The organism is Pseudarthrobacter sp. NPDC092202 (assembly GCF_044755505.1).
In the GTDB taxonomy this organism is placed as follows: domain Bacteria; phylum Actinomycetota; class Actinomycetes; order Actinomycetales; family Micrococcaceae; genus Arthrobacter.
In genome coordinates, this window is the sequence record NZ_JBIVRG010000003.1 from 357,917 (window position 1) to 379,665 (window position 21,749).

Annotated in this window: 18 protein-coding genes and 1 pseudogene; 14 read left to right on the forward strand and 5 right to left on the reverse strand. The window is 67.7% G+C overall.

All coding sequences use genetic code 11. From position 1 onward, the window contains the following. Window positions 1–48 precede the first annotated feature (48 nt). From ACIQF4_RS07815 to ACIQF4_RS07835, 5 genes are all read left to right on the forward strand, one after another. Window positions 49–1,383 carry an NtaA/DmoA family FMN-dependent monooxygenase gene (locus ACIQF4_RS07815; protein WP_400516773.1) on the forward strand — a complete coding sequence of 445 codons (1,335 nt, stop codon included), beginning with the start codon at window positions 49–51 and terminating at the stop codon, window positions 1,381–1,383. Between the two features lie 32 nt (window positions 1,384–1,415). Beyond that, a complete protein-coding gene (locus ACIQF4_RS07820) occupies window positions 1,416–2,918 on the forward strand; it encodes an MFS transporter (protein WP_400516774.1) in 1,503 nt (500 codons plus the stop codon). Next, the gene (locus ACIQF4_RS07825; RefSeq protein WP_400516775.1) at window positions 2,918–3,439 is read left to right on the forward strand and encodes a flavin reductase family protein; all 522 of its coding nucleotides are present in this window, start codon (window positions 2,918–2,920) and stop codon (window positions 3,437–3,439) included. The genes ACIQF4_RS07820 and ACIQF4_RS07825 overlap by 1 nt, the downstream gene beginning before the upstream one ends. A 10-nt stretch (window positions 3,440–3,449) precedes the next feature. Continuing rightward, window positions 3,450–4,193 carry an NADPH-dependent F420 reductase gene (locus ACIQF4_RS07830; RefSeq protein ID WP_400579871.1) on the forward strand — a complete coding sequence of 248 codons (744 nt, stop codon included), beginning with the start codon at window positions 3,450–3,452 and terminating at the stop codon, window positions 4,191–4,193. Between the two features lie 153 nt (window positions 4,194–4,346). Continuing rightward, window positions 4,347–5,243 (forward strand): 2-dehydropantoate 2-reductase, encoded by an 897-nt coding sequence (locus tag ACIQF4_RS07835; RefSeq protein ID WP_400516777.1) that lies wholly within the window; start codon window positions 4,347–4,349, stop codon window positions 5,241–5,243. Between the two features lie 70 nt (window positions 5,244–5,313). Here the strand turns inward: ACIQF4_RS07835 and ACIQF4_RS07840 are convergent, their stop codons facing one another. The 3 genes from ACIQF4_RS07840 to ACIQF4_RS07850 form a co-directional block, all read right to left on the reverse strand. After that, the gene (locus ACIQF4_RS07840) at window positions 5,314–7,134 is read right to left on the reverse strand and encodes a calcineurin-like phosphoesterase family protein (RefSeq protein ID WP_350003844.1); all 1,821 of its coding nucleotides are present in this window, start codon (window positions 7,132–7,134) and stop codon (window positions 5,314–5,316) included. Window positions 7,135–7,330: 196 nt separating this feature from the next. After that, window positions 7,331–7,567: a BBE domain-containing protein gene (locus ACIQF4_RS07845; RefSeq protein ID WP_350003845.1), complete on the reverse strand. Its 237-nt coding sequence runs from the start codon at window positions 7,565–7,567 to the stop codon at window positions 7,331–7,333. 117 nt (window positions 7,568–7,684) lie between these two features. Then, window positions 7,685–8,005: a GYD domain-containing protein gene (locus tag ACIQF4_RS07850; RefSeq protein WP_400516778.1), complete on the reverse strand. Its 321-nt coding sequence runs from the start codon at window positions 8,003–8,005 to the stop codon at window positions 7,685–7,687. Window positions 8,006–8,303: 298 nt separating this feature from the next. Here ACIQF4_RS07850 and ACIQF4_RS07855 point away from each other — a divergent pair, with 298 nt between their 5' ends. The 8 genes and pseudogenes from ACIQF4_RS07855 (at window position 8,304) to ACIQF4_RS07890 (ending at window position 17,218) form a co-directional block, all read left to right on the forward strand. Continuing rightward, the gene (locus tag ACIQF4_RS07855; protein ID WP_400516781.1) at window positions 8,304–9,998 is read left to right on the forward strand and encodes a SulP family inorganic anion transporter; all 1,695 of its coding nucleotides are present in this window, start codon (window positions 8,304–8,306) and stop codon (window positions 9,996–9,998) included. Between the two features lie 160 nt (window positions 9,999–10,158). Beyond that, entirely contained in the window at window positions 10,159–11,343 is a 1,185-nt protein-coding gene (locus ACIQF4_RS07860) for a metallophosphoesterase family protein (RefSeq protein WP_400516783.1), read from the forward strand. 86 nt (window positions 11,344–11,429) lie between these two features. Beyond that, window positions 11,430–12,176 (forward strand): annotated as a pseudogene (locus ACIQF4_RS07865) (alpha/beta fold hydrolase); the annotation flags it as partial. A gap of 30 nt (window positions 12,177–12,206) precedes the next feature. Beyond that, entirely contained in the window at window positions 12,207–12,635 is a 429-nt protein-coding gene (arr, locus tag ACIQF4_RS07870) for an NAD(+)--rifampin ADP-ribosyltransferase (RefSeq protein WP_400516798.1), read from the forward strand. Window positions 12,636–12,772: 137 nt separating this feature from the next. Beyond that, window positions 12,773–13,477, forward strand: coding sequence for a DUF998 domain-containing protein (locus tag ACIQF4_RS07875; RefSeq protein ID WP_400516784.1), 705 nt, complete (start codon window positions 12,773–12,775; stop codon window positions 13,475–13,477). 42 nt (window positions 13,478–13,519) lie between these two features. Continuing rightward, window positions 13,520–14,074, forward strand: a complete 555-nt coding sequence (locus tag ACIQF4_RS07880; RefSeq protein WP_400516785.1) for a DM13 domain-containing protein — start codon at window positions 13,520–13,522, stop codon at window positions 14,072–14,074. Between the two features lie 93 nt (window positions 14,075–14,167). After that, window positions 14,168–14,485, forward strand: a complete 318-nt coding sequence (locus tag ACIQF4_RS07885) for a hypothetical protein (protein WP_400516787.1) — start codon at window positions 14,168–14,170, stop codon at window positions 14,483–14,485. A 9-nt stretch (window positions 14,486–14,494) separates the two neighbouring features. After that, window positions 14,495–17,218, forward strand: coding sequence for a PEP/pyruvate-binding domain-containing protein (locus ACIQF4_RS07890; protein WP_400516789.1), 2,724 nt, complete (start codon window positions 14,495–14,497; stop codon window positions 17,216–17,218). A 2-nt stretch (window positions 17,219–17,220) separates the two neighbouring features. Here the strand turns inward: ACIQF4_RS07890 and ACIQF4_RS07895 are convergent, their stop codons facing one another. Next, window positions 17,221–17,364: a hypothetical protein gene (locus tag ACIQF4_RS07895; RefSeq protein ID WP_172801405.1), complete on the reverse strand. Its 144-nt coding sequence runs from the start codon at window positions 17,362–17,364 to the stop codon at window positions 17,221–17,223. Window position 17,365: 1 nt separating this feature from the next. After that, entirely contained in the window at window positions 17,366–18,760 is a 1,395-nt protein-coding gene (locus ACIQF4_RS07900) for an OFA family MFS transporter (protein WP_400516791.1), read from the reverse strand. 343 nt (window positions 18,761–19,103) lie between these two features. Between ACIQF4_RS07900 and ACIQF4_RS07905 the strand changes: the two genes are divergently transcribed. Further along, complete coding sequence (locus tag ACIQF4_RS07905) at window positions 19,104–21,743, forward strand: PEP/pyruvate-binding domain-containing protein (RefSeq protein ID WP_400516793.1); 2,640 nt, start codon at window positions 19,104–19,106, stop codon at window positions 21,741–21,743. Window positions 21,744–21,749: the final 6 nt, after the last annotated feature.

Here is a 21,749-nt window from a genome sequence, read left to right on the forward strand (position 1 = left end):
GTGCCCGGAACCCCCTTCCCCCTTGATTTGCAGCCAAAGGATCTCGTCATGTCCCCTTCCCCTGACTCTCAAATGCTGCTGGCATTGCAGGTGGCCAATGGTTACGGGGCCCAGCCCGGCGCCTGGCGGATGCCCGGGGTGGACCCCTCAAGCTACGTGGACATGGATGTCATGACGCGTTATGCCCAGGCGGCCGAGCGCGGGAAGATCCAGCTGATTTTCCTGGCGGATACCCCTATTCTCGATGTGGACCTGGAGCGCGAGGCACCCCATCACGCCATTGATCCCCTTGTGGTGCTCACGTCGATGGCGCGCGGGACGGAGCGGATCGGTCTTGTCGCGACGGCATCGACGACGCTGAATGAGCCGTTCACGATTGCCCGGCAGTTCAAGGCACTGGATGTGGCCAGCCGCGGCCGTGCCGGCTGGAATGCCGTTCCCACCTCGCATCCTGACGCGGCGGCCAATTACGGAATTACTCTGCCGCCGCGGGAGCAGAAGTACGAGCGCGTCCACGAGGTGGTCCAGGTTGTCCAGGCGTTATGGGGCAGCTGGGGCATTGACGCCTGGGTGCGTGATGTCGACGGCAAGCGGTTCGCCGACATGTCCCGGATCCAGCCGGTAAACCTTCGCGGCCGCCATGTGTCCTCCGCCGGGCCGCTGCCCATTCCCCCGTCGGAGCAAGGACAGCCGGTGATTTTCCAGGCCGGCGGCGGAGTCCACGGGCTGGAGGTCGCCGCCCGCTACGCCAGCGGTGTATACGCAAATCCGTTCACTATTGAAGAAGGCCGGGCGCACCGGGATGCCCTGCGGGCAGCCGCTGAACGGGTTGGCCGGAACCCTGACGAGGTGAAGCTTTTCGCCGGGTTCATGCCCAGCATCGCCTCGTCCCGACGCACTGCTCTTGACCGGCGACGGAAGCTTGATGAGTCGGTGGATCTCAACCAGCGCGTCCGTTACCTTGGTGCGCTGATCGGCCTGCCCCTCTCCCCGGACCAGCTCGATGAGCCTCTCAATGGGCAGCAGCTTGCCGCTGCCCATCCGAGCCCGGGTGACCCGCGGTCCCGCCGTGCGCTTGAGGTAGCGCGCGAGGGCTGGACCCTGCGGGACGTGCTGGCGCACGGCGTCATTGACTACCACCCGGTTGTGACAGGTACCGCCGCTGACGTCGCCGATCACATGCAGGAATGGTTTGAAGCAGGCGCCTGCGCCGGGTTTTCCCTGGCCATCGATGTTTACGCCGACGGGATCGACGCTTTCGTGGACCAGGTTGTTCCGCTGCTGCAGGAACGGGGCCTGTTCCACCACGACTACGCGGGAACCACTCTCCGCGACCATCTCGGCGCCCCGGCGCAGTACGGCCCGGACCCGCGCCTTTCCTGATCCTTTTCTACCCCTCCTTGGAGGACACGAACATGGCTTTAAACTCATCCGCTACAGACCACCCACGGAATCCTGGCTCCCACGAACGGCTCGCACCGGGCAATGCGCTCGTTATCGGCCTGCTGATGGTCTCAACCTTCCTCGTCCTCCTCAACGAAATGCTGCTGGGCGTAGCGCTGCCGACGCTGATATCCAGCCTGGAAATCACCCCTTCGGCCGGGCAATGGCTGACCACGGGCTACCTCCTGACCTTGGCAGTACTGATCCCGGCGACCGGATTCGTGATGCGCCGTTTCCACCTGCGGACGATATATCTCAGCGCGATGGCACTCTTCATCATCGGAACAGCAATTGCGGCCGCAGCCCCGGGATTCGGGGTCCTACTCACCGGCCGCATCATCCAGGCCGTTGGAACGGCCGTGTTCGTGCCGCTGCTCATGACCACCGCGATGCGCCTTGTCCCCGAATCACGCCGCGGTTCCATCATGGCGATCGTCACCGCTGTCCCAGCAATAGCACCGGCCCTGGGCCCGGCCATCTCCGGGTTCGTGCTGTCCTACCTGCCCTGGCGCTGGCTCTTCATCCTCATCCTGCCGATCGCCGTAGCCGCCCTGGTTCTCGGTGCCGCCAAACTCAAAAACATCACAACCCCGGAACCGGTCACACTCGATGTTGCGTCCCTCGTGCTGTCCGCTGCCGGATTCGGTGCTTTGGTCTACGGACTGGCATCGATCGGGGAATCCGTATCAGGACACGCACAGGTCCCGCCCTACCTTCCCATCGCGGTAGGCGCTGCCGGCGTGGCTGCCTTCGTCTTTCGTCAGATCGCACTGCGACGCCGCGGCGACGCGCTGCTGGATATGCGCATCTTCCGCACCAGGTCCTTCGTACCCCTGGTCGTAATGCTCTTTATCGCCATTAACGGATTCGGCATCCTCATCATCCTTCCCCTGGTCCTTACCGGAGCCCTGGGATTGGGGACCATGGCAATCGGGCTCTTCCTGGTGCCCGGCGGAGCCATGATCTCGATTGTCTCCGCCCTTGGCGGAAGGGCCTACGATCGGTTCGGACCACGTCCGCTGGTAATCCCAGGTGCACTTATTTGGACGGCGAGCATCTGGTTCCTCAGCACACTCAACGAGACCAACGGCGTCTTAATCTACCTGGCGGCGTACCTGGTCATGTCCGGAGCCCAGGCCATGATGTGGGCTCCACTCACCACCCTGGCACTGTCTTCCCTGCGCACAGACCTTTACCCTCATGGCAGCGCAGCATTCACCACAGCCCAGCAGTTGGCAGGTGCGGCCGGGGGCGCTGTACTCGTCTCGGCCTACACCATCGGAGCCAACTCAATACACGCCGGGGCGCTAAGCGTCACCGAGACGGTCTCCGCAGGACAAGCCGCCTTCACCACAGCCGGGTTCATCGCGTTCGGCGCGTTGCTCGGCGCGCTGTTCGTCACCAAACACCGGAATTCGTCCGAAGACCGCACCCCGGCCGCCGTGGACCAACAGCCCATATCGGTGATCTCGTAATGCAGGCTGGACTGGACTCGAGGGAGTTCAAAAGCCTCTTCCGGCACCATGCTGCAGCCGTAGCCGTGGTGACGTTGACTGGCCCGGGCGGTCCAGTGGGATTCACGGCGACGTCGATCACCTCCGTTTCTGCAGAGCCGCCGGTACTGGCCTTCTCGGTCAGCGCAGCGTCGTCCTCATGGCCGGCACTGGCCAGCACGGACACTGTCGTGGTGAATTTCCTTGCCGGCAATCAGGCCGGCCTGGCCGCGAGGTTCGCGACTTCCGGGATTGACCGGTTCGCTGCCGGCGACTGGTTCCTGCTCCCCACCGGAGAACCAGCGCTGGAGAACACACGGGCCCGTGTCCGCGCCCGGATCCTTGACCGTGTCCCGGCCGGAAGCAGCTACATCCTCACGTTGCTTGCCCTCGGCCACAGCTACCCCCAACCCACCGCCGGTCCACTCCTCTATCTTGACGGCACGTACCACCAGCTCTCAGAGACCACAGCAAAGGCCCCACAACGGGACCATCTTCGATGAAAGGCATGACATGAACATCGGCATCCTCGGCGCCGGATCGATCGGATCTATCCTCGCCCGCAAGCTCAGTTCTGCAGGACACAACGTCAAAATCGCCAACTCCCGCGGACCCCACACCATCGACCCGAGCATCGTGGCGGCCGGCGCCCGGGCAGTCGACGCCACCGACGTCATCACCCATATCGAGGTCCTCATCATCTCCGTACCCCTCAGCAGCATGCCCGCGGTCAAGGCCCTCATCGCGGACCTGCCCAACGAGGTGGCCGTCATCGACACCTCGAACTACTACCCATTGCGTGACGGGCATATCCCGGCCCTCGACGAAGGCCAGGTTGAAAGCGTCTGGGTTGCCGAACAACTCGGCCGGCCCGTGGCAAAAGCCTGGAATGCCGTCCTGGCCGGCTCCCTCGAGGCCAAGGGGAAAGCAGCAGGAGCTCCCGGCCGCCTCGCGGTCGCAGTAGCCGGTGACCGCGAGGCGGATAAGCGTGCGGCATTGGCGCTGGTGGAGGCCACCGGGTTCGATGGCGTCGACGCCGGCAGCCTGGCCGAATCATGGCGCCAGCAGCCCGGAGCCCCCGCCTACTGCACGGAGCTCACCCGCCACCACCTCCCGGCAGCACTGCAGGCTGCCAGGCAAGACCTCATATCCCCGCGCAGGGACCTCGCCATAACCACCATCACCGAGAAGATCGAAAACGGCGCAGTCCTCACAACCGACGACCTCGTGGAGATCAACCGCAGCATCTACAACTAACCGCAGAAGCGGCCTTCCCCTGGGGTTCAGGCGCCACAGGTGGGATGTCCCGCTGAAACGTCCTAGCCTTGGGACAGCGGATACTAAGCCACAAGTGTTCCCAGGCTGCTGTGCCCGGTCCATCCTCGAACACCACCCGGAAGGTACGCACCCATGCGGATTCTCGTCGTCGGAGCCGGAGCAACAGGCGGGGCGTTCGGCACGCTCCTGCAGGAAGCGGGACGGGACGTCACGTACCTGGTGCGGCCGCGCAAGCAGGAGGTTCTCCGCCGCGATGGGTTGCGCTTCATCTCCCCCACCAATGACCGGACACACCAGGTGCAGACCATCACTGCGACCGACAGGCCTGGGCCTTTTGATCTGATCCTGGTTACCGTCAAAGCCACCGCGCTGGACGGCGTGCTCGGCGAGATTGGCGCGTTCGTGGGGCCCCAAACCGCCATCATCCCGATCCTCAACGGCATGACCCACGTGGACCGGCTGGAGCAGCAGTACCCGGGCCAGGTCCTCGGCGGCCTGGCCCGGATCGTCGCCACCCTCGACGGCGATGTGGTCCGCCAGCAGGTGCCGCTCACGTCCCTCATGATCGGCGGCCTCAACGGAAACACCGTCCCCGCGGAGGTTTCCGATACCCTGGACGTGCCCGGCGTCGACTTCTCCACAGCCGACAACGTAACGGCCGCCCTGTGGGAGAAATGGGCCTTCATCGCTGCCGCGGGAATCGTCAACTGCCTGTTCCGGGCCCCGGTGGGACGGATCCTCGACGCCGGCGGGCGGGCCAGGATCCTGGAGGCCATCACTGAAACCGAAGCGGTGGCCGCAGCGGCGGGACATCCCGTGTCCGACGCCGCTCATACACAGGCGGTCGGGATACTCACCGAGCCGGGCTCGGCCTTCACCTCCTCGCTGTACCGGGACCTCACCGCAGGGCTGCCCTCCGAAGCGGAGCACATCCTCGGTGACCTCGCGCGCCGGGCCCGCGACCTGAACGTCCCCACGCCGCTGCTGGACCTCACGCTCATCCAGATCAGGGCCGGCCTCCCGCGCTGAGTGCGGAAAAGCCCTGGCACATGCCTCGTGCCAGGGCTGTCCGTATCCGCTATGCAGCGGAACTCGATCGTTATCCGGCGACCTGGAAGGTCAGGGTCTCCGTGAACGTCCGGCCGTACACGTCGGTGGCGGTGACAGTGGCGGTGTGCTCGCCGGCTGCCAGGTCGGCAGGCAGCTGCAGCCGCCACAGGTGCATCATGCGGTCGGCCAGGCTTCCGCCGTTGACCAGCTGCTCCTGAACCGCGACCGGGTCGGAGTACTCGGCGCCCACCAGCTGGCCTTCGCCCTGCATCTGCTGGGTGCGGACCGCCTCAACCGTCTCGCCGCCGTCGAGCTGTACCTTCACCGTGGATCCGGTGCTGCCCATCCAGAAGTTGCTGGTCAGCCAGGTGGTGTTGGCCAGATCGTCGCGGGAAACCGTCAGCGGGTCAGCGAATGCGGGGGCGCTGCCCTTGTTAGCCAGGTTCTGGGCGTACCACTCGCGGTAGCGCGGCGTGTTCAGGCCCAGGGACATCTGCAGTGACTCGTCCTCGCCGCGGACCGTGAAGCGCTCCTGGAACTCGGTGTTCTTGATGTCCAGCGTCAGCACGCCCGGCAGGCCGCCGTCGCGCTGGTAAGCGAGCGGGTAGCCCTCGGCGGTCTGGCGTCCGGAGTACCAGTCACCGGAGATGGCGCCGGCGGTGATGTGCGTGAACGGCAGGGCATCGATGCCGAACAGCTCGGACCAGCCTGCCAGCGAGTCGCCTTCGCGGAGGTTCTCGATGCTGTGGGTGTGCCCGCCCAGGGCAACCACTTCGCGGCCTTCGAGGATCTTGTAGATCTCCTTGACCTGCTCCACCTGGTGCTTGCTGCTGCCCTGGTCGGCGTAATCGAGCAGCGGGATGTGCTCGGCCAGGACGATCAGCTGGTTCTGCGGCACCTGGGCGATGTCATTGCGCAGCCATTCAAGCTGCTGCTCATCCAGCGAACCGGTGTAGTCGCCCTTCGCAGCCGGGAGCTTGGTGGGGAACTCCACGGTGTTCAGCGCGACGACGTGCGCCTTGCCGGCGTCGTAGGAGTAGTACTCCGGGCCGAGCTTGGCCTTGAACGTGTCGAACGTATGCTCGCTGCTGGTGGCATCGAAATCAAGGTCATGGTTGCCGGGGAGGAAACGGGCCGGGCCGTTCAGCATGCCGGCCAGTTCGCGGGTCTGCGGGTACAGCGAGAGATCATCACCCACCACGTCGCCGATGAACAGGGCGCCGCAGCCTGCATAGTCCGTTCTTGCGGCCAGGTCGGCGAAGGCGCCGGTGCGGGCGTATTCCACCTCGTCCTGGCTGTAGGTCTGGACGTCGCCACCGATGACGCAATGCTGTTCAGGGGACTGGGTCAGGCCGCTCTTGGCCAGCGGGAAGTTCACCTGGTCCGGCAGCTCTCCGGTCGGCTCGATGCCGCCGAACTTCAGCTCCGGCGAGCCGGCAGGCAAGTGGTGATAGAAGAACTGGGCCACGTTGTCCCCGTCCACCGGAACCTGGTAGCCGCGGGGCTGGGTTACGAAGACGGTCATGTTGTCGAACGCCGGCAGCTCGTAGCGGCCCTGGCTGTCCGTCTTCGTGACGTCACGCCCGTTGGACACAGTCACCCCGGCCAGGCCGCGCTCGTTTCCGTCCTGCACCGAGTCCTGGTCCTCGTCCACGAAAGCGATGCCGTCGATCACCTGCTGGTTCTCGTCAGGCCCTTCGACGACGTTCACGCTGCCGCGGTAGGCGGTGGCGTCCCAGTCGGCAGGCTCGGCGGCGTTGCCGCTGGACGGGTTCAACAGGGACGCGGCGGCGAGGACGGCCAGGGTGCTGGCAGTCAGGGCCACAGGCCGGGCGGGATGGAACTTGGACGGTCTGGCAATCAGGTACACGAAGGTCCTCCGGGTCGAGTGAATGCTGCCGGCCGTTCCAGCCGGCGCATCCACCCTCACAGCACCAGGTAAACGGTTACCCACGGGTAAGCCACGGGAAGTGGACGTGCACGTAACCACTCACCGAGCGGCAGGACCCGTCCAAGGTGCCTGCCGCCGTCGGACCCGCTCTGGGGTGACGGAAGACCCTTCCCTGTCAGCCCGCAGGTTTGATGTTCTGGTTGATATGGAACAGGTTGCCGGGATCGTACTTCGCCTTGATGCTGGCCAACCTGGCGTAGTTGCCGCCGTAGTTGTCCTCGATGCCGGACTGGTCGTCGGCGTCCAGGAAGTTGACGTAACCCCCGCCGGCTCCGTATGGATGCAGTGCCTGGAGGGCGACACCGTCACGGCCGCCGTGATGGACCGCCTCCCCGGCCGCACCGTCATCCACCGCGGCCGCGTGGTGGCGGACGCGCTGCAGCTGGTCTGAGCCAGGCGGCCGCCGTCGTCAATGCACGACGGCGGCCCGCTGGCATGTCTGCCAGCCTCCTTTACGGTCCCGGAGGTTTTACTTCCCCGGCGCGCGGTATGACGGCGTCTTCTTGGCGGCCTCGTCGAGGTCTTGGACTGTCAGGAGCGGCTTCAGGCGGACGTTGACGTTCCCCGTCGAATTGATCAGCAGCGACAGTGCTGCAGCACTTGCATCGTCCGGCGCCTCGAAAACGCCCAGGACGTCGTAGTAGCCAAAGGCGTAGTAGAAGCACTCCAGCGTTCCGCCCACCGACTGCAACGCCTCCACCAGCGCGTCACGCCGCTTGGTGCCGCCCTCCTGCATAAGCCCCTTGATGCCCTGGCCCACGTATGTGGCCTCAAACAGATACTTCGGCACGGTTCTTTCCTTCCCTGGATCCCTAACCCGGTTTTGTGGCCATCCGGAAGGTACCCGCGGAGCCCGGGCACTTTTGGCGCAGGATGGCATCCGCGCAGAATCCTCCTCACCTGGCTCCATCGCCATGCAGGAGCGGCCCAGATCCGGCCCCTAAACCCGTGGAAACGGGGCTACCGGCCCCGTTAACCGCAGACGCTATTCCTCCGGCCACAGGCAGTCAATACACCTACACCCAAAGCCACCGCCCTCACGGCGCTGCACAATGGCGGGCAACGGCAGGATGGGCCATGATCGGAGCATGCGCCGCTCCGGAAAGCCCCGATCCTGGTGGATCCCGCCATCGCTTCGCGGCTACAGGACCGAGTGGCTGCGGCACGACCTGGTGGCAGGGGCCGCGCTCTTCGCAGTCCTGGTGCCCGCGGGCATGGCCTACGCCCAGGCCGCCGGCCTCCCGCCGGTCACCGGCCTCTACGCGACAGTGGTGCCCTTGGTTGCCTACGCGGCGGTAGGGCCCTCGCGGGTGCTGGTGCTGGGCCCGGATTCGGCACTCGCCCCCATGATCGTGGCCGCCCTGCTGCCCCTGGCCGCGGCCGACGAGCAGAGGTCCGTGGCCCTGGCGGGCCTCCTGGCCATCCTGATCGGCGCGATCATGCTGGTGGGTTCGGCGTTGCGGCTGGGCATCGTGACGGGACTGCTGTCCAAGCCCATCCGGCTGGGCTACCTCAACGGCATTGCCCTGCTGGTGGTGGCCTCCCAGGTTCCCGTCCTCCTGGGGATCTCCGTGGACGGTGAAACGCCCTGGGACAAGCTCTTCGCCGCGGTGCCCAAGATGCTCGCCGGTGAAACCAATATGGCGGCGCTGCTGCTGGGGCTGGCATCACTGGCTCTCATTTTCGTGCCGCGGTGGCTGAAGTGGAAGGTCCCCGGCGTGCTGATCGCCGTCGTCGTGTCCTGCACCGCAGTGGCACTGCTGGGGCTCCGCGACCGGGTGGACGTTACCGGCGCCCTCCCGCAGGGGCTCCCTGCGCCGGCCCTCGGCGGGATCGGCTGGGCCGACGTCCTGGCGCTGCTTCCCGCCGCCGCGGGCATCGCCCTGATTGTCTTTGTGGACACCGGAACCCTGTCCCAGTCCCTTGCCGCCGCCCGCAACGGCAAGGTCTCCGGCAACCACGAGATGGCGGCCCTTGGTACGGCGAACGCAGCCAGCGGCCTGCTGGGCGGCTTCCCCATTTCGGCCAGCACCTCCCGTACGCCGGTGGCGGTGGAGTCGGGCTCGAAATCCCAGCTGACGGGCGTGGTTGGCGCAGTCCTGGTGCTCGGCTTCATGCTTGCGGCGCCCGGGGTCACCGAGTTCCTGCCGTCCACCACCCTGGCCGCCATCGTGATCGCCGCAGCCGCAGGGATCGCCGACCCTGCTGGGGTGCGCCGGCTCCTAGGCATGAGCCGCAGCGAGTCGCTGGTGATGCTCGCGGCGTTCCTCGGGGTCACCATCCTGGGCGTCCTCCCCGGGATCGTCGTGGCCGTCGGCCTTGCCATCCTGGACTTCCTGCGGCGGGCTTGGGACCCCTACCGTGCCGAACTGGTGGACGTGCCCGGCGTGCCCGGCTACCACGACGTGAGCCGCCACCCCGACGGTGAGCGCGTCCCGGGCCTGCTGATCCTGCGCTTCGACGCGCCGCTGTTCTTCGGCAACGGCGCGCTGCTGGGGTCCTTTGTGCGCAACGCACTGGACGAGGCCCCGCCCGGCACCGAACGCGTGGTGCTGGCGGCCGAGCCCGTAACGGGAATCGACACCACCGCCCTGGATGAGCTGATCCAGCTCGACGAATGGCTGGAACGGCACGGCGTGGACCTGGTGTTCGCGGAGATGAAAGGTCCGGTCAAGGACAGGCTGCTGCGGTACGGCATGGCCGCGCGCTTCTCCCCCGAACACTTCTATCCCACCGTGAGCGAGGCCGTGCGCGCATTCCAGCGGGAGGAACGGGAGGCGTAGCCGCCGCAGCAGCCGCCCGCCGCCGTCGCCCATTACGACGGCGGCACTTGGCTTGCGTCCGCAGCTGTTCACCCTGCGTTTGGGAACCGGTTCCCGCGGCTTCCTAGAGTCGCTGGGACGGCGGCGGGAAACCCGCCGCGCAGAATTTGGAGAGGCAGCGATGACCACCAAGATCGACCAGCACACCTTCAGCCGGAGGACAGCCCTGGCAACCGCCGGCGCCCTCGGTGCCCTCGGGGCTGCGGTGGCTGCGGCAACCGGAGCCACCGCAGCCCCGGGCGCCAAGGCACCTAAGCCCACCCTGGCGTTCCGGCCCGACGGCCGCTTCAAAGTGGTCCAGTTCAACGACACTCAGGACGACGAGCGGACCGACCGCCGCACCATCGAGCTTATGGAGCGCACACTTGACGCGGAAAAGCCGGACTTCGTGGTGATCAACGGGGATGTCATCAACGGCGGCTGCGACACGGAGCTGGACGTCAAGCAGGCGCTCAACCAGGTGGTGAAGCCGATGGAAAGCCGGAAAATCCCCTGGGCCGTCACGTTCGGCAACCACGACGAAGACTCCGCGGCGAAGACCGGCATGACCGAAGCCAGGATGCTGCAGTTCCTGCAGAGCTATGAATACAACGTCAACGGCGATACCACCGACGGAGTCACCGGCACCTCCAACTCGCTGCTGCTGGTGCAGTCCTCCAAGTCCAAGGACCCTGCCTTCGGGCTGTGGCTCATCGACACCGGCCGCTACGCGCCGGATGCCATCAACGGCCAGGACTTCGAGGGCTACCCGGACTGGGACTGGGTACGGATGGACCAGGTGGCCTGGTACCGCAACCTCTCCATCGCCACCGAGCAGAAGTACGGCCGGAAGATCCCGTCCCTGATGTGGGGCCACATCGCACTCCACGAGCACCGCGCCATGTGGTTCGCCAGCATTGACTCGCGGACGGACGCGGACCACCAGCGTGCCGTGAAGAAGCACGGCATCGTGGGTGAGCGGAACGAGGACGAGTGCCCGGGCCCCTTCAACTCAGGCTTGTTCAACGCTTTCCTGGAACGCGGGGACGTGCGCGGCTACTTTGTGGGCCACGACCACGTGAACACCTACGTGGGCAACTACTACGGCGTGGAGCTCGGCTACGGCCCCGGTACCGGATTCGGTGCGTACGGGCTGCCCGGTGCCGACCGGAACAGGCTCCGTGGCGCACGCGTCTTTGAGCTCGACGAAAACCACGCCGGGATCTACAAGTCCACCCGGCTGGTCTTCGCCAAGGACTTCGGCATCGATCTGGCGGCCAACGACCAGCCGGTTACTCCCGATCCCCTGGGCCCGGCGCAGCTTTAGCCTGGTTCCGGGACCCGGGGACCTGCGTGCCCAGGCGGTGTGCCGCCGTCGTACTCCCCCTCAAGCACCCGGCGTACCCTGAAGCCATGGAACCCGAGGTCCGGACCCTGGTCCTGCGCACCGGCGTCACGGTGCCGTGCCTGGTCCAGGGCGACGCCGACGCTAAACCGTTGCTCCTGCTGCACGCGTGGGGCGAATCGCGCCGCTGCTTCGACCGCCTGCTGCCCGGGCTCACCGGCTTCCGGGTCTACGCCCCTGACCTCCGCAGCCAGGGCGGGGCGGACAAACCGGAGGACGGCTACTCCCTGGTGGAACAGGCGGAGGACGCGGCGGCCGTCCTAGACGCCGTCGGCGTGGCGACGGCGTCTGTCCTCGGTTCCTCCAGCGGCGGCTATGTAGCCCAGCAGCTCGCTGTGGCGCATCCCGGGCAGGTGGCGGCGCTGGTCCTGGTGGGGTCGCCGCTGAGCCTTAAGGGGCGGCTGGCCTTCGCCGACGAGGTGGAGCGGCTGGCCGATCCCATCGATGAGGCCTGGGTCCGGGCGTCGCTCTCCTGGTTCACCCTGCACCAGCCTGTTCCGGACTGGTACCTGGAGGACCGCGTGCGCGACGGCGTCCGGATGCCTGCCCACGCCTGGCAGAAGATTCTCGACGGGCTGACTGCAGCCGCCCCGCCCACCGCAGCCGGCACCATCCGGACGCCCACGCTGATCCTCTACGGCGCCCAGGACGACCTGCTGCCGCTGCAGGACCAGGAGGTCCTGGCCTCGCGGATCCCGGGTGCCGTACTGAAGGTCTATCCCGACGCCGGGCACCTGGTCCTGTGGGAGTGCCCGGACCGGGTGGCCTCGGATGCCGCGGCGTTCCTGCACCCGCTGAGGAACACTCCGGCCAGCCCCAACGACTCCGGGCCCTTCTATCACGGCACCAAGGCCCACATGCAGCCCGGGGAGCTGCTGGTTCCCGGGTACGCCTCCAACTACGGGGGACGGAACGCCGCGAACCACATCTATTTCACCGCCACCCTGGACGCCGCCACCTGGGGCGCCGAACTCAGCGCGGGCGAGGGGCCCGGCAGGATCTACCGGGTGGAGCCCACCGGCCCGTTCCAGGACGACCCCAACCTGACCGGCAGGAAGTTCCCGGGCAATCCCACCCGGTCCTACCGCACCCGCGAACCCCTCCGCGTGCTCGGCGAGGTTCCGGACTGGCAGCCGCACTCCCCCGAGGCGCTGCAGCACATGCGCAGCCACCTGGAGGAAGTGAAGCGGCAGGGCATCGAGGCCATCGACTAACTGGGCGGGCAAGGCCGTTCGGCCCTACCTGTATATGGCAAGCGGGCACACGCTGGAAGGAGCAGGCATCAGGGCCCCATGCCCGCGGGTCCTGCGCCAACCCCTTTTTGGCCGCGGGCTTTGAGGAACGTTTCACAATGCCGATCGCCAAAGGGCGCCACCCCCAGCGCACCCGGGCCGCAGAAACCGGCAGCCCGCGGCGGGACGCCGTCCGTAAGATCCTCCTGGCCGCCGGGCCGCTGTCTTCGCTGCTCTACGTGGTTGCCACGGACGGGCTGGCGGCATCCCAGTGGGAGGGGTACCGCCGCACCGAGCAGATGGTGAGTGAACTGTTCGCCGTCGGCTCCCCCGGCCGGGACGTCCTGGGACCGTTCCCGTGGCTCTACACTGCCCTCTTCACCGCTTTCGGTGTGGGCGTATGGAACTCCGTGCACGGGAGCCGCGCCCTGCGCATCGCCGGCGGCCTGCTCATCGCCTACGGGCTCTGGAACATCATGGGCGCGCTGTACCCGCTGACGCTGGGAGACGATGCGTCCATTCCCATGCATATCTTCGCCACGAACATCCAGCTGGCACTGATGGTGGCCGCGATGTCCTTCGTGGCGGCGGGGTTCCGCGGCCGGATGCGATGGTATTCGATCCTCTCGCTCGCCGCCTCGGCGCTCATGGGCATGGTGGCGTTCGCAGCGGCTCCCGGGCCAAACCTGGTGTTGGGCATCGGCGAGCGCATCAGCATCGGGGCGTTCCTGCTGTGGGTGGCAGTCCTCGCCGTGGCGCTGTGGAGGAGTGGGCTGTGGAGGCGTGGGCCGGCCGAGGAACGCAAAGATCCATCCGCTCGTTGAGGGGATATGGGAAAGCGCGCTGCCATCTCGGCAGGATTGTTCGTGGCTGCAATTGCTTTGGGCGTGGGGCTGTACCTTTTCCAGCCCTGGCGGATCTTCACCAGCTCCACCGTGACGGAGGACATCCCGGCCGCTGCCCCACTCGCAATCCCGTCCCAGGAATCAACGGCGGAACCCAGCGCGCCCCCGGCGTCCGCCACACCCAGCGAGCCAACCACACCCAGTGAGCCAGCCGCGCCCGCGGCTCCCCGGGAACTCGCAACGGGCCAGCTCATCAGCCACGAACATGCCAGCTCGGGAACGGTACGGATCCTTGAGCTCGCGGACGGCAGCCGGATCCTCCGGCTCGAAGGCCTTGACACCTCTGACGGGCCGGACCTGAAGGTGTGGCTGAGCGACGCCCCCGTCATTGAGGGAGTGGCAGGCTGGCACGTCTTCGACGACGGCGCCTACCTGGACCTGGGCGCCCTCAAGGCCAACAAGGGCGACCAGAACTACGAGATTCCGGCGGCAGCCGTCCTGGGTGACTACACCTCGGTCAGCATCTGGTGCACCCGCTTCGCCGTGTCCTTCGCAGCCGCAGAGCTGAACGCGTAGTCCCCCCAAAGTAGGGCACTTCTCCCCTGTGCACGGGCCGCTCCCGGGACTAGCCTGATCCGCATCAGCGTCCACCGCCGTCGAGGAGCCGTCATGCCCGGGTTTGTGCAGATCATCGAATTCAGGACCTCCCGCATCAAGGAAATCGAGGAGCTAGGCCGCCCCTCACGGGCCGGGGGAAGCAGTCCGGCCACGTTCCGCAGCATCATTGCCACAGCGGACAGGGACCGCCCGGGGACCTATTTCACCATCGTCGAGTTTGATTCCTTTGACTCGGCCATGGAGAATTCCGGCCGGCCGGAAACGTCCGAGTTCGCGGCCACCATGGCGAAGCTGTGCGACGGTCCCGTGATCTTCCACAACCTCGATGTCATGTGGGAGGACACCGGAGACGGTCCGGGCAACGGCTAGGAGCAGGCCATGGCTTCAGGAAGTGCCGGCGCCGGCGCGGACCTGGTGGTTGACCTCAGCCAACTGGCATCAGCGTCGCTGGCCACGGTGGGCGGCAAGGCCCTCAACCTGGGCCGGCTTGTTCCCGCAGGCTTCCCGGTTCCGCCGGGTTTCTGCCTGACGACGGCGGCCTACCGGAAGGCCGAGCCCACCGGCCTGGAGGCCATCGCCGCCCGCCTTGACGGCGCCGGAAGTGCAGGGGCGGAAACGTCCGACGGCGGCAGCGGACTTCCGGACGACCACCGGGACGGCCTCGCGCGGCAGGCCCGCGAGGCGGTGCTGGCAGCACCCGTGCCGCCCGACGTCGAAGCCGCCATCCGCGACGCGTACGCCGCCATGGGCGGCGGGCCGGTGGCGGTACGCTCGTCCGCGACCGCCGAGGACCTGCCCTTCGCCAGCTTCGCCGGGCAGCAGGACTCCTTGATGGACGTGGACGGGGCCGACGCCGTCGTCCAGGCGGTCCGGCGCTGCTGGGCCTCCCTCTGGACGGACCGCGCCGTGGCCTACCGGACCACGAACGGGATCAGCCACCGCCAGGTGGGCCTCGCCGTCGTGATTCAACGCATGGTGGACGCCGCCACGGCAGGCGTGCTGTTCACCGCCAACCCCGTGACCGGCACCCGGACGCAGACGGTCATCGACGCCAGCGCCGGGCCGGGACAGCAGGTGGTCTCCGGCGCCGTGAATCCGGACCACTTCGTGGTGGAGACGGCCTCGGGCCGGATCCTGCAGCAGCCAACGAATGCACCCAGCCTGACGGACACGCAACTTCACGAACTCACCTCCCTGGGTGACGATGCCCAGCGGCTGTTCGGCGCGCCCCAGGACGTGGAATGGGTCATCGACGGCGGCGGCAAGGCCTGGCTGACCCAGTCCCGCCCCATCACCACGCTGTACCCGCTGCCGGAGGACGACCCGTTCACTGGGCAATCCGGCACGGACAGCGTGGGCGGCGCGGGCAGCGCAGCCTCCGGCGCGGACGGCACCGATACCCGGGTGTACCTGTGCGGAACCCTGATGCAAGGACTCACCCGCCCCATCACGCCGATGGGCCTCCATGTGCTGGCCCTCATGCGCGGCAACAACAACGGGCCGTGGAAAACCGTGAACCCGGGCCTGCGGATGTACGTGGACCTGACGCCTATCCTCCGCAACAAATCCGGCCGCGACCTGATGGCCAGGATGCTGCCGCTCGCAGACGGACGGTCCGCCGTCATCCTCCCTGCGCTCCTGGACGATCCGAGGTTCAGTGCTGCCCGGCCTCCGCGCCGGACATCGAAAGCCAACACCGCCCCCGCCCGGGCACAGGCCAAAGGCGCGCAGGGCACCCAGGGCCTGGGTGTTTTCTTGGGGATCATTCCCGGCATGGTCCGCGCCCTGCTGTGGCCGGACCGCGAACTGCGGCGGGCACGGCGGTACCAGGACCGCCTGGCAGCACGGTTCGCCCTCCCCCTGCCGGCCACCGCCACCAGGCGACTCCAGCACACCGAGGACATCCTGGCCACCTCCATCAACAGTCTGATCCAGGCCACGCTGCCGGGCCCGTCCCTGGGCTACCTGATGCTGGCCCTGGCACGGGGGCTGCTGCGCGGAATTGCCGAGCCGCGTGAGCTTGAGGCCGTGCTGCGCGGGCTTCCCCACAACGTGACTACCAACATGGACCTGGAGCTGTGGCACCTGGCGGTGTCCCTGGGCGGCGATCCGGAGTCACGCCGGGCGTTCAGTGAGCTGACGCCGGACAAGCTGGCCGGCCGCTACAGGGCAGGCACGCTGCCCGCCCCGGCACAGTCCGGGCTGCAGCAGTTCCTCTCACAGTACGGCCACCGGGCCGTGGCGGAGATTGACCTGGGAATGCCCAGATGGTCCGAAAAGCCCGAGCACATCCTGGGGATGATTTCCAACTATCTCCGAGTGGAGGATCCCGAACAAGCTCCCGACCGCCAGTTCGCCCGGGCGGCCGAGCACGCCGAGACCCGGATCAGCGAACTGGTGCAGCGCGCCGGGGCAAAGAGCCGGTTGCGGGGACGCCTCGTGGCGCTGTGCCTGCGCCGGACGCGGCAGCTTTCCGGCCTGCGGGAGCTGCCGAAATTCTGCATCGTGCTGGTGATGGCGGAGATGCACCGGCAGCTGACGGAGGTGGGCGCCGAACTGGCAGGGAACGGAACCATCGGCGACGCCGGTGACGTGTTCTTCCTGGACTTCGACGAACTGCGGGTGGGCCTTCGCGGGGCGGACCTGAAGGGAATTGTCGCCCGCCGCCGGAAGCTGTACGACGTCGAACTGCGGCGCCGGCGCATTCCGCGCCTCCTGCTTTCCGACGGCACAGACGTGGAGGCTGCCATGATGGCGGCGGCCGCCGGCCTGCCCCAACAGGCTGCGGACGACCGGCTGACGGGGACACCCGCGTCGGCAGGCACCGCCACAGGAAAAGCCAGGGTGATCATGGACCCCGTGGGTGCCCGCCTGGAACCCGGGGAAATCCTGGTGGCACCCTCCACTGACCCCGGCTGGACGCCGCTCTTCATGACCGCGGGGGCGTTGGTGATGGAGATGGGCGGCGTCGTCTCGCACGGGGCCGTAGTGGCCCGCGAATACGGCATCCCGGCGGTAGTGGGCGTTGCCGATGCCACCACGCGGCTGCGTGACGGCCAGAGCATTACGGTGGACGGTGCCGCCGGAACCGTGACCTGGTGAGGCTACCCGAACAGCGCCGCCACCCGGGTCAGGGTCTGGTAGATCCCGTACGCCAGCGGGACTCCCACCAGCGCCCAGGCGACGGCGAGCTTGCCGGTGGATACTTTGGCGGGCGCCTGCGCGCCGGTGTTGTGTGCGGTGCTCATCTCAGGCCTCCATGGCAGGTTCGTGTGCCCGTCCGCGGTCCGGGCGGGGTTCGTGGAATCGTGCATCCACCGGTTTGACCATCAGGTTGGCCAGGAAGCCGATCACCAGCAGCACCACCATGGTCAGCAGCGCCGGCTGGTAGGACACGGCGTTCAGCTGCCCGGGCTTGCCCTGGGCGTCCAGGAACGCGTTGACGATCAGCGGCCCGGCCACGCCGGCGGCGGACCACGCGGTGAGCAGCCGGCCGTGGATGGCACCCACCTGGTACGTTCCGAAGAGGTCCCGCAGGTAGGCCGGGACGGTGGCGAAACCGCCGCCATAGAAGGAGATGATGACGAACGCCAGTGCCACGTAGAGGACGGTGGTGGTGGAGCCGGCCAGCGCCAGCACCGTATAGAGCACGGCGCCGACGCCCAGGTACACCATGTAGATGCGCTTGCGGCCGGTGACATCCGAGGTGGCGGACCAGGCGAAGCGTCCGGCCATGTTGCCGATGGAGAGAAGCCCCACGAAGCCCGCGGCGACGGCGGCACTCACCAGGGAGACGCCGTCGGACTGGCGGAAGAAGTCCTGGATCATCGGCGCGGCCTGCTCCAGGATGCCAATGCCCGCGGTCACGTTGCAGAACAGTGCGATCCACACCAGCCAGAACTGCCGGGTCTTCACGGCGTTCCTGGCCGACACGTTCTCTGTGGTGACCAGCTTGGCGGCCTTGACCTTACTGGGGTCGAACCCGGCCGGCTTCCAGCCGTCCGCGGGGACTTTAATGGTGAAGGCGCCGAACAGCATGTACGCGAGGTAGACGACGGCGAGGGTCAGGAAGAGCCTGCCCACGGCATCGCCGCTGGCCACCCAATCCTTGGCGCCGGAGTTGGGATCGTACATTTTGAGCAGCGCCGTGGAGACGGGGCTGGCGATCAGCGCACCGCCCCCGAAGCCCATGATGGCCATGCCGGTGGCCAGGCCCGGCCGGTCCGGGAACCACTTGATCAGGGTGGACACCGGCGAGATGTAGCCGATGCCCAGCCCGATCCCGCCCACCACACCGTAGCCGAGGTACACGAGCCACAGCTGGCTCGTGAAGATGCCGAGCGATCCGATCAGGAAGCCGCCCGCCCAGAACATGGCGGAGGTGAACATGGCCTTGCGCGGGCCGTTCCGGTCCACCCAGGTGCCCATGATGGCGGCGGACAGTCCCAGCATCACGATGGCGATGGAGAAGATCACGCCGATCTCGGTCAGGCTGGCGCCGAAATGCTTGACCAGGGCCGTCTTGTACACACTCGTGGCGTAGGCCTGGCCGATGCAGAGATGGACGGCGAGCGCCGCGGGCGGCACCAGCCAGCGGTTGAATCCCGGCGGGGCAACGGTTCGTTCTCGGTCCAGCCAGCCCATGGTGCTCCCTTGCTCGTCAAAGACGTCAGTGTCCTCCAGCTGCCACAGCGCACACCCCTCCAGAGGCGAAAGTCCCCCTTATGCCGCCGCGGCCTCCGGCAATCATGGTGCAGATACTAAGCAAACGAACCTTTTATGCGGTGGACGGTAGAGAATGCGCGGTGGACGGTAGAGAATGCGCGGTGAACGGTCCGGGGCCTGCCCGCTCGTCCACGCGGCGCCGTCCTAAATTACGACGGCGGCACCTGACTTTGGACCCATGGCAAGCCGCCCCCGGCGGTGCCAGTATGTGAGCATCAGGTTCACCCAGGCGCCCCCAGCCGGGCAGCAAGGACGCGCGGCCATGAGCTATATCAAGGACCTCAGCGATGTGGGACCCGGCGATGTTGCCGCGGTGGGCGGCAAGGCCGTGGGACTGGGCGGCCTCATCCGGGCCGGACTGCCGGTGCCTCCCGGGTTCGTGCTGACCACCGCCGCGTACTCGCAGTTCGTTGAGGAAAACAGCCTAGGAGCGGGCATCCAGGAGCTCGCGGCGCTGCCACCGCAGGCGGAGCCGCAGGCCTACGCGGATGCCTCCCGGCGGATCAGCGAGCTGTTCAGGACCGGCACCATGCCCGCCAGGATCGCCGCCGAACTCGGCGCCGCGTACGGGCGCCTCGGCAGCGGAACGCCGGTGGCCGTCCGCTCCTCCGCCACGGCCGAGGACCTCGCCACCGCCAGTTTCGCCGGGCAGCAGGAAACCTTCCTGAACATCCGCGGCCTGGTGGAACTCTCCACTGCGGTGATTGATAGCTGGGCGTCGCTCTGGACGGCGCGCGCCATGTCCTACCGCGCCCGGGAAGGAGTGGACCCCGGCCAGGTGCGCCTCGCCGTCGTCATCCAGCAGATGGTGGAGGCCGAGGCCGCCGGGGTCATGTTCACCACCAATCCCGCGAACGGCCGGCGTGACCAGACGGTGATCAGCGCGGCGTGGGGCCTGGGCGAAGCGGTGGTCAGCGGGAAGGTCACCACCGATGACCTGGTGGTGGGTGCCGTGACCGGCGCCGTGGTGTCGCGGCGGACAGCCAGCAAGGACGTCATGACCGTCTACGCGGAGAACGGCACCCGGGAGCAGCCGGTGGCGGCAGCCCGTCGTCGTGAACCCGTGCTTGATGACCGGGCGGCCGCGGAACTTGCCGGCCACGGGCAGCGGGCCGCCGCGCACTTCGGCGCCCCGCAGGACATTGAGTGGGCGCGGGCCGGCGGCAGGTTCTTCATCCTCCAGTCCCGCCCCATCACGGCGCTGCCCGAGCCAACGGCCGACACCCCGGAGGCCTGGCCCGTACCGTACCCGAACGGGCTCTACTTCCGCGCCAGCATCGTGGAACAGCTGCCCGATCCCCTCACGCCGCTGTTCGCCGACCTGGTGGACAGCTCGGTGGCAAAGTCGCTGCAGGCCCTGATGGTGGAGGCCCTGGGCAAGAACGTCATCCGCGACGGCGACGTTGGACTGCCCACCGTCAACGGCTACGCCTACTACTATTACCGCAGCTCAGGCATGTGGCGGATGATGGTCAAGCTGCCGACGGCGCTGGGCGCGCTGGCCCGCGGCAAGGCGCACATGGGGATCGCCGGGTGGCGGGAGTTCTCGCACCCCCGCTACGAACGGGTGATCAAGGACCGGCAGGCCAGGCCCCCGGCGGAGCTCACCGGCGACGAGTTGCTGGCGGGCGCGCAGGCGCTGCTGGACGCCGGCACCGTCTACTACACGGCCGTTCAGTCAATCATCCCGCTCGCCACCAGCAGCGAGCTCGCGTTCCGCACCTTTTACGACAAGCTGGTCCGGCGCGCCGGGGATCCCCCGGCCCAGACGTTCCTCCTGGGGTACGACAGCCAACCCATCCAGGCGGAGAAGTCGCTGTGGGACCTGGCCGCCTGGGCCCGCAGTGACCCCGGGCTGACAGCTGTGCTGTTGGAACAGCCGACGGCGGTGCTCGCCGAGTGCCAGCGCACCGGCTCGCCGCCCGCAGGGGTGGACGATGCCCTGTGGCAGGAGTGGCGTTTCACCTTCCGGGAGCACCTGGACCGCTACGGCCACGCGGTCTACAACCTTGATTTCGCCACCCCGGTGGCCGCGGATGATCCCTCCACCCTCCTGGCAACGGTGAAGTTCTACCTGCGGGGGCAGGGCACCGACCCCCATGAGCGGCAACGGCTGTTGACTGAGCGCCGGGAAGAACTGACTGCCCGGATGGCGGCCCGGCTGGGGCCGCGCCGCCGTGCCGCCTTCCTCCGGCTGCTCCGGTGGGCCCAGGACACCGCGCCCATCCGCGAAGACGCGCTGGCCGACGTCGGACTGGCCTGGCCGCTGCTGCGTCAGATGCTGCTGGAACTCGGGCGCCGGCTGGTGGCCTCCGGCGTCATCGCCCAACCCGCCGACGTGTTCTGGCTGCGCTTCCGGGAGCTGCGGACCGCCGTCGAGTTCGGCCTCGCAGCCTCCGGAGCCCAAGCCGCGATTACCGGAGCGGACCGCCCGGTCCGGGACGCCGCCGTCGAGGACCGCCGGATGCTGTGGCGGGGCCAGGCGAGGGCCTCCGCCCCGCAGATGCTCCCGGAGCGCCGGTGGATGGAGAAGGCCTTCGGGTCCATGATGCCGGCAGCGTCGCAGCGCCAGCGCGGCGACGTCATCAAGGGCGCGGGCGCCAGTTCGGGGCGGGTCACCGCTCCGGCCCGCGTCCTGGCCGGGCCACAGGACTTCGGCCGGATGGAGCCCGGAGACGTCCTGGTTGCCCGCATCACCACTCCCGCGTGGACCCCGCTTTTCGCCATGGCCTCCGCGATAGTGACAGACGTGGGCGGCCCGCTCAGCCACAGCTCCATCGTGGCCCGCGAGTACGGCATCCCAGCAGTCCTGGGCACCGGCGTTGCCACGCAGCGGCTGGCCACCGGGCAGCAGGTCACCGTGGATGGCGACGCCGGCACGGTCACCATCGGGCACCAGTGAGTGAGG

Bases quoted from the DNA above. Each gene is read 5' to 3' on its own strand.
- ACIQF4_RS07815 (WP_400516773.1), top strand. From the start codon at position 49: ATGTCCCCTTCCCCTGACTCTCAAATGCTGCTGGCATTGCAGGTGGCC.
- ACIQF4_RS07820 (WP_400516774.1), top strand. From the start codon at position 1,416: ATGGCTTTAAACTCATCCGCTACAGACCACCCACGGAATCCTGGCTCC.
- ACIQF4_RS07825 (WP_400516775.1), top strand. From the start codon at position 2,918: ATGCAGGCTGGACTGGACTCGAGGGAGTTCAAAAGCCTCTTCCGGCAC.
- ACIQF4_RS07830 (WP_400579871.1), top strand. From the start codon at position 3,450: ATGAACATCGGCATCCTCGGCGCCGGATCGATCGGATCTATCCTCGCC.
- ACIQF4_RS07835 (WP_400516777.1), top strand. From the start codon at position 4,347: ATGCGGATTCTCGTCGTCGGAGCCGGAGCAACAGGCGGGGCGTTCGGC.
- ACIQF4_RS07855 (WP_400516781.1), top strand. From the start codon at position 8,304: ATGCGCCGCTCCGGAAAGCCCCGATCCTGGTGGATCCCGCCATCGCTT.
- ACIQF4_RS07860 (WP_400516783.1), top strand. From the start codon at position 10,159: ATGACCACCAAGATCGACCAGCACACCTTCAGCCGGAGGACAGCCCTG.
- ACIQF4_RS07875 (WP_400516784.1), top strand. From the start codon at position 12,773: ATGCCGATCGCCAAAGGGCGCCACCCCCAGCGCACCCGGGCCGCAGAA.
- ACIQF4_RS07885 (WP_400516787.1), top strand. From the start codon at position 14,168: ATGCCCGGGTTTGTGCAGATCATCGAATTCAGGACCTCCCGCATCAAG.
- ACIQF4_RS07890 (WP_400516789.1), top strand. From the start codon at position 14,495: ATGGCTTCAGGAAGTGCCGGCGCCGGCGCGGACCTGGTGGTTGACCTC.
- ACIQF4_RS07895 (WP_172801405.1), bottom strand. From the start codon at position 17,364: ATGAGCACCGCACACAACACCGGCGCGCAGGCGCCCGCCAAAGTATCC.
- ACIQF4_RS07900 (WP_400516791.1), bottom strand. From the start codon at position 18,760: ATGGGCTGGCTGGACCGAGAACGAACCGTTGCCCCGCCGGGATTCAAC.
- ACIQF4_RS07905 (WP_400516793.1), top strand. From the start codon at position 19,104: ATGAGCTATATCAAGGACCTCAGCGATGTGGGACCCGGCGATGTTGCC.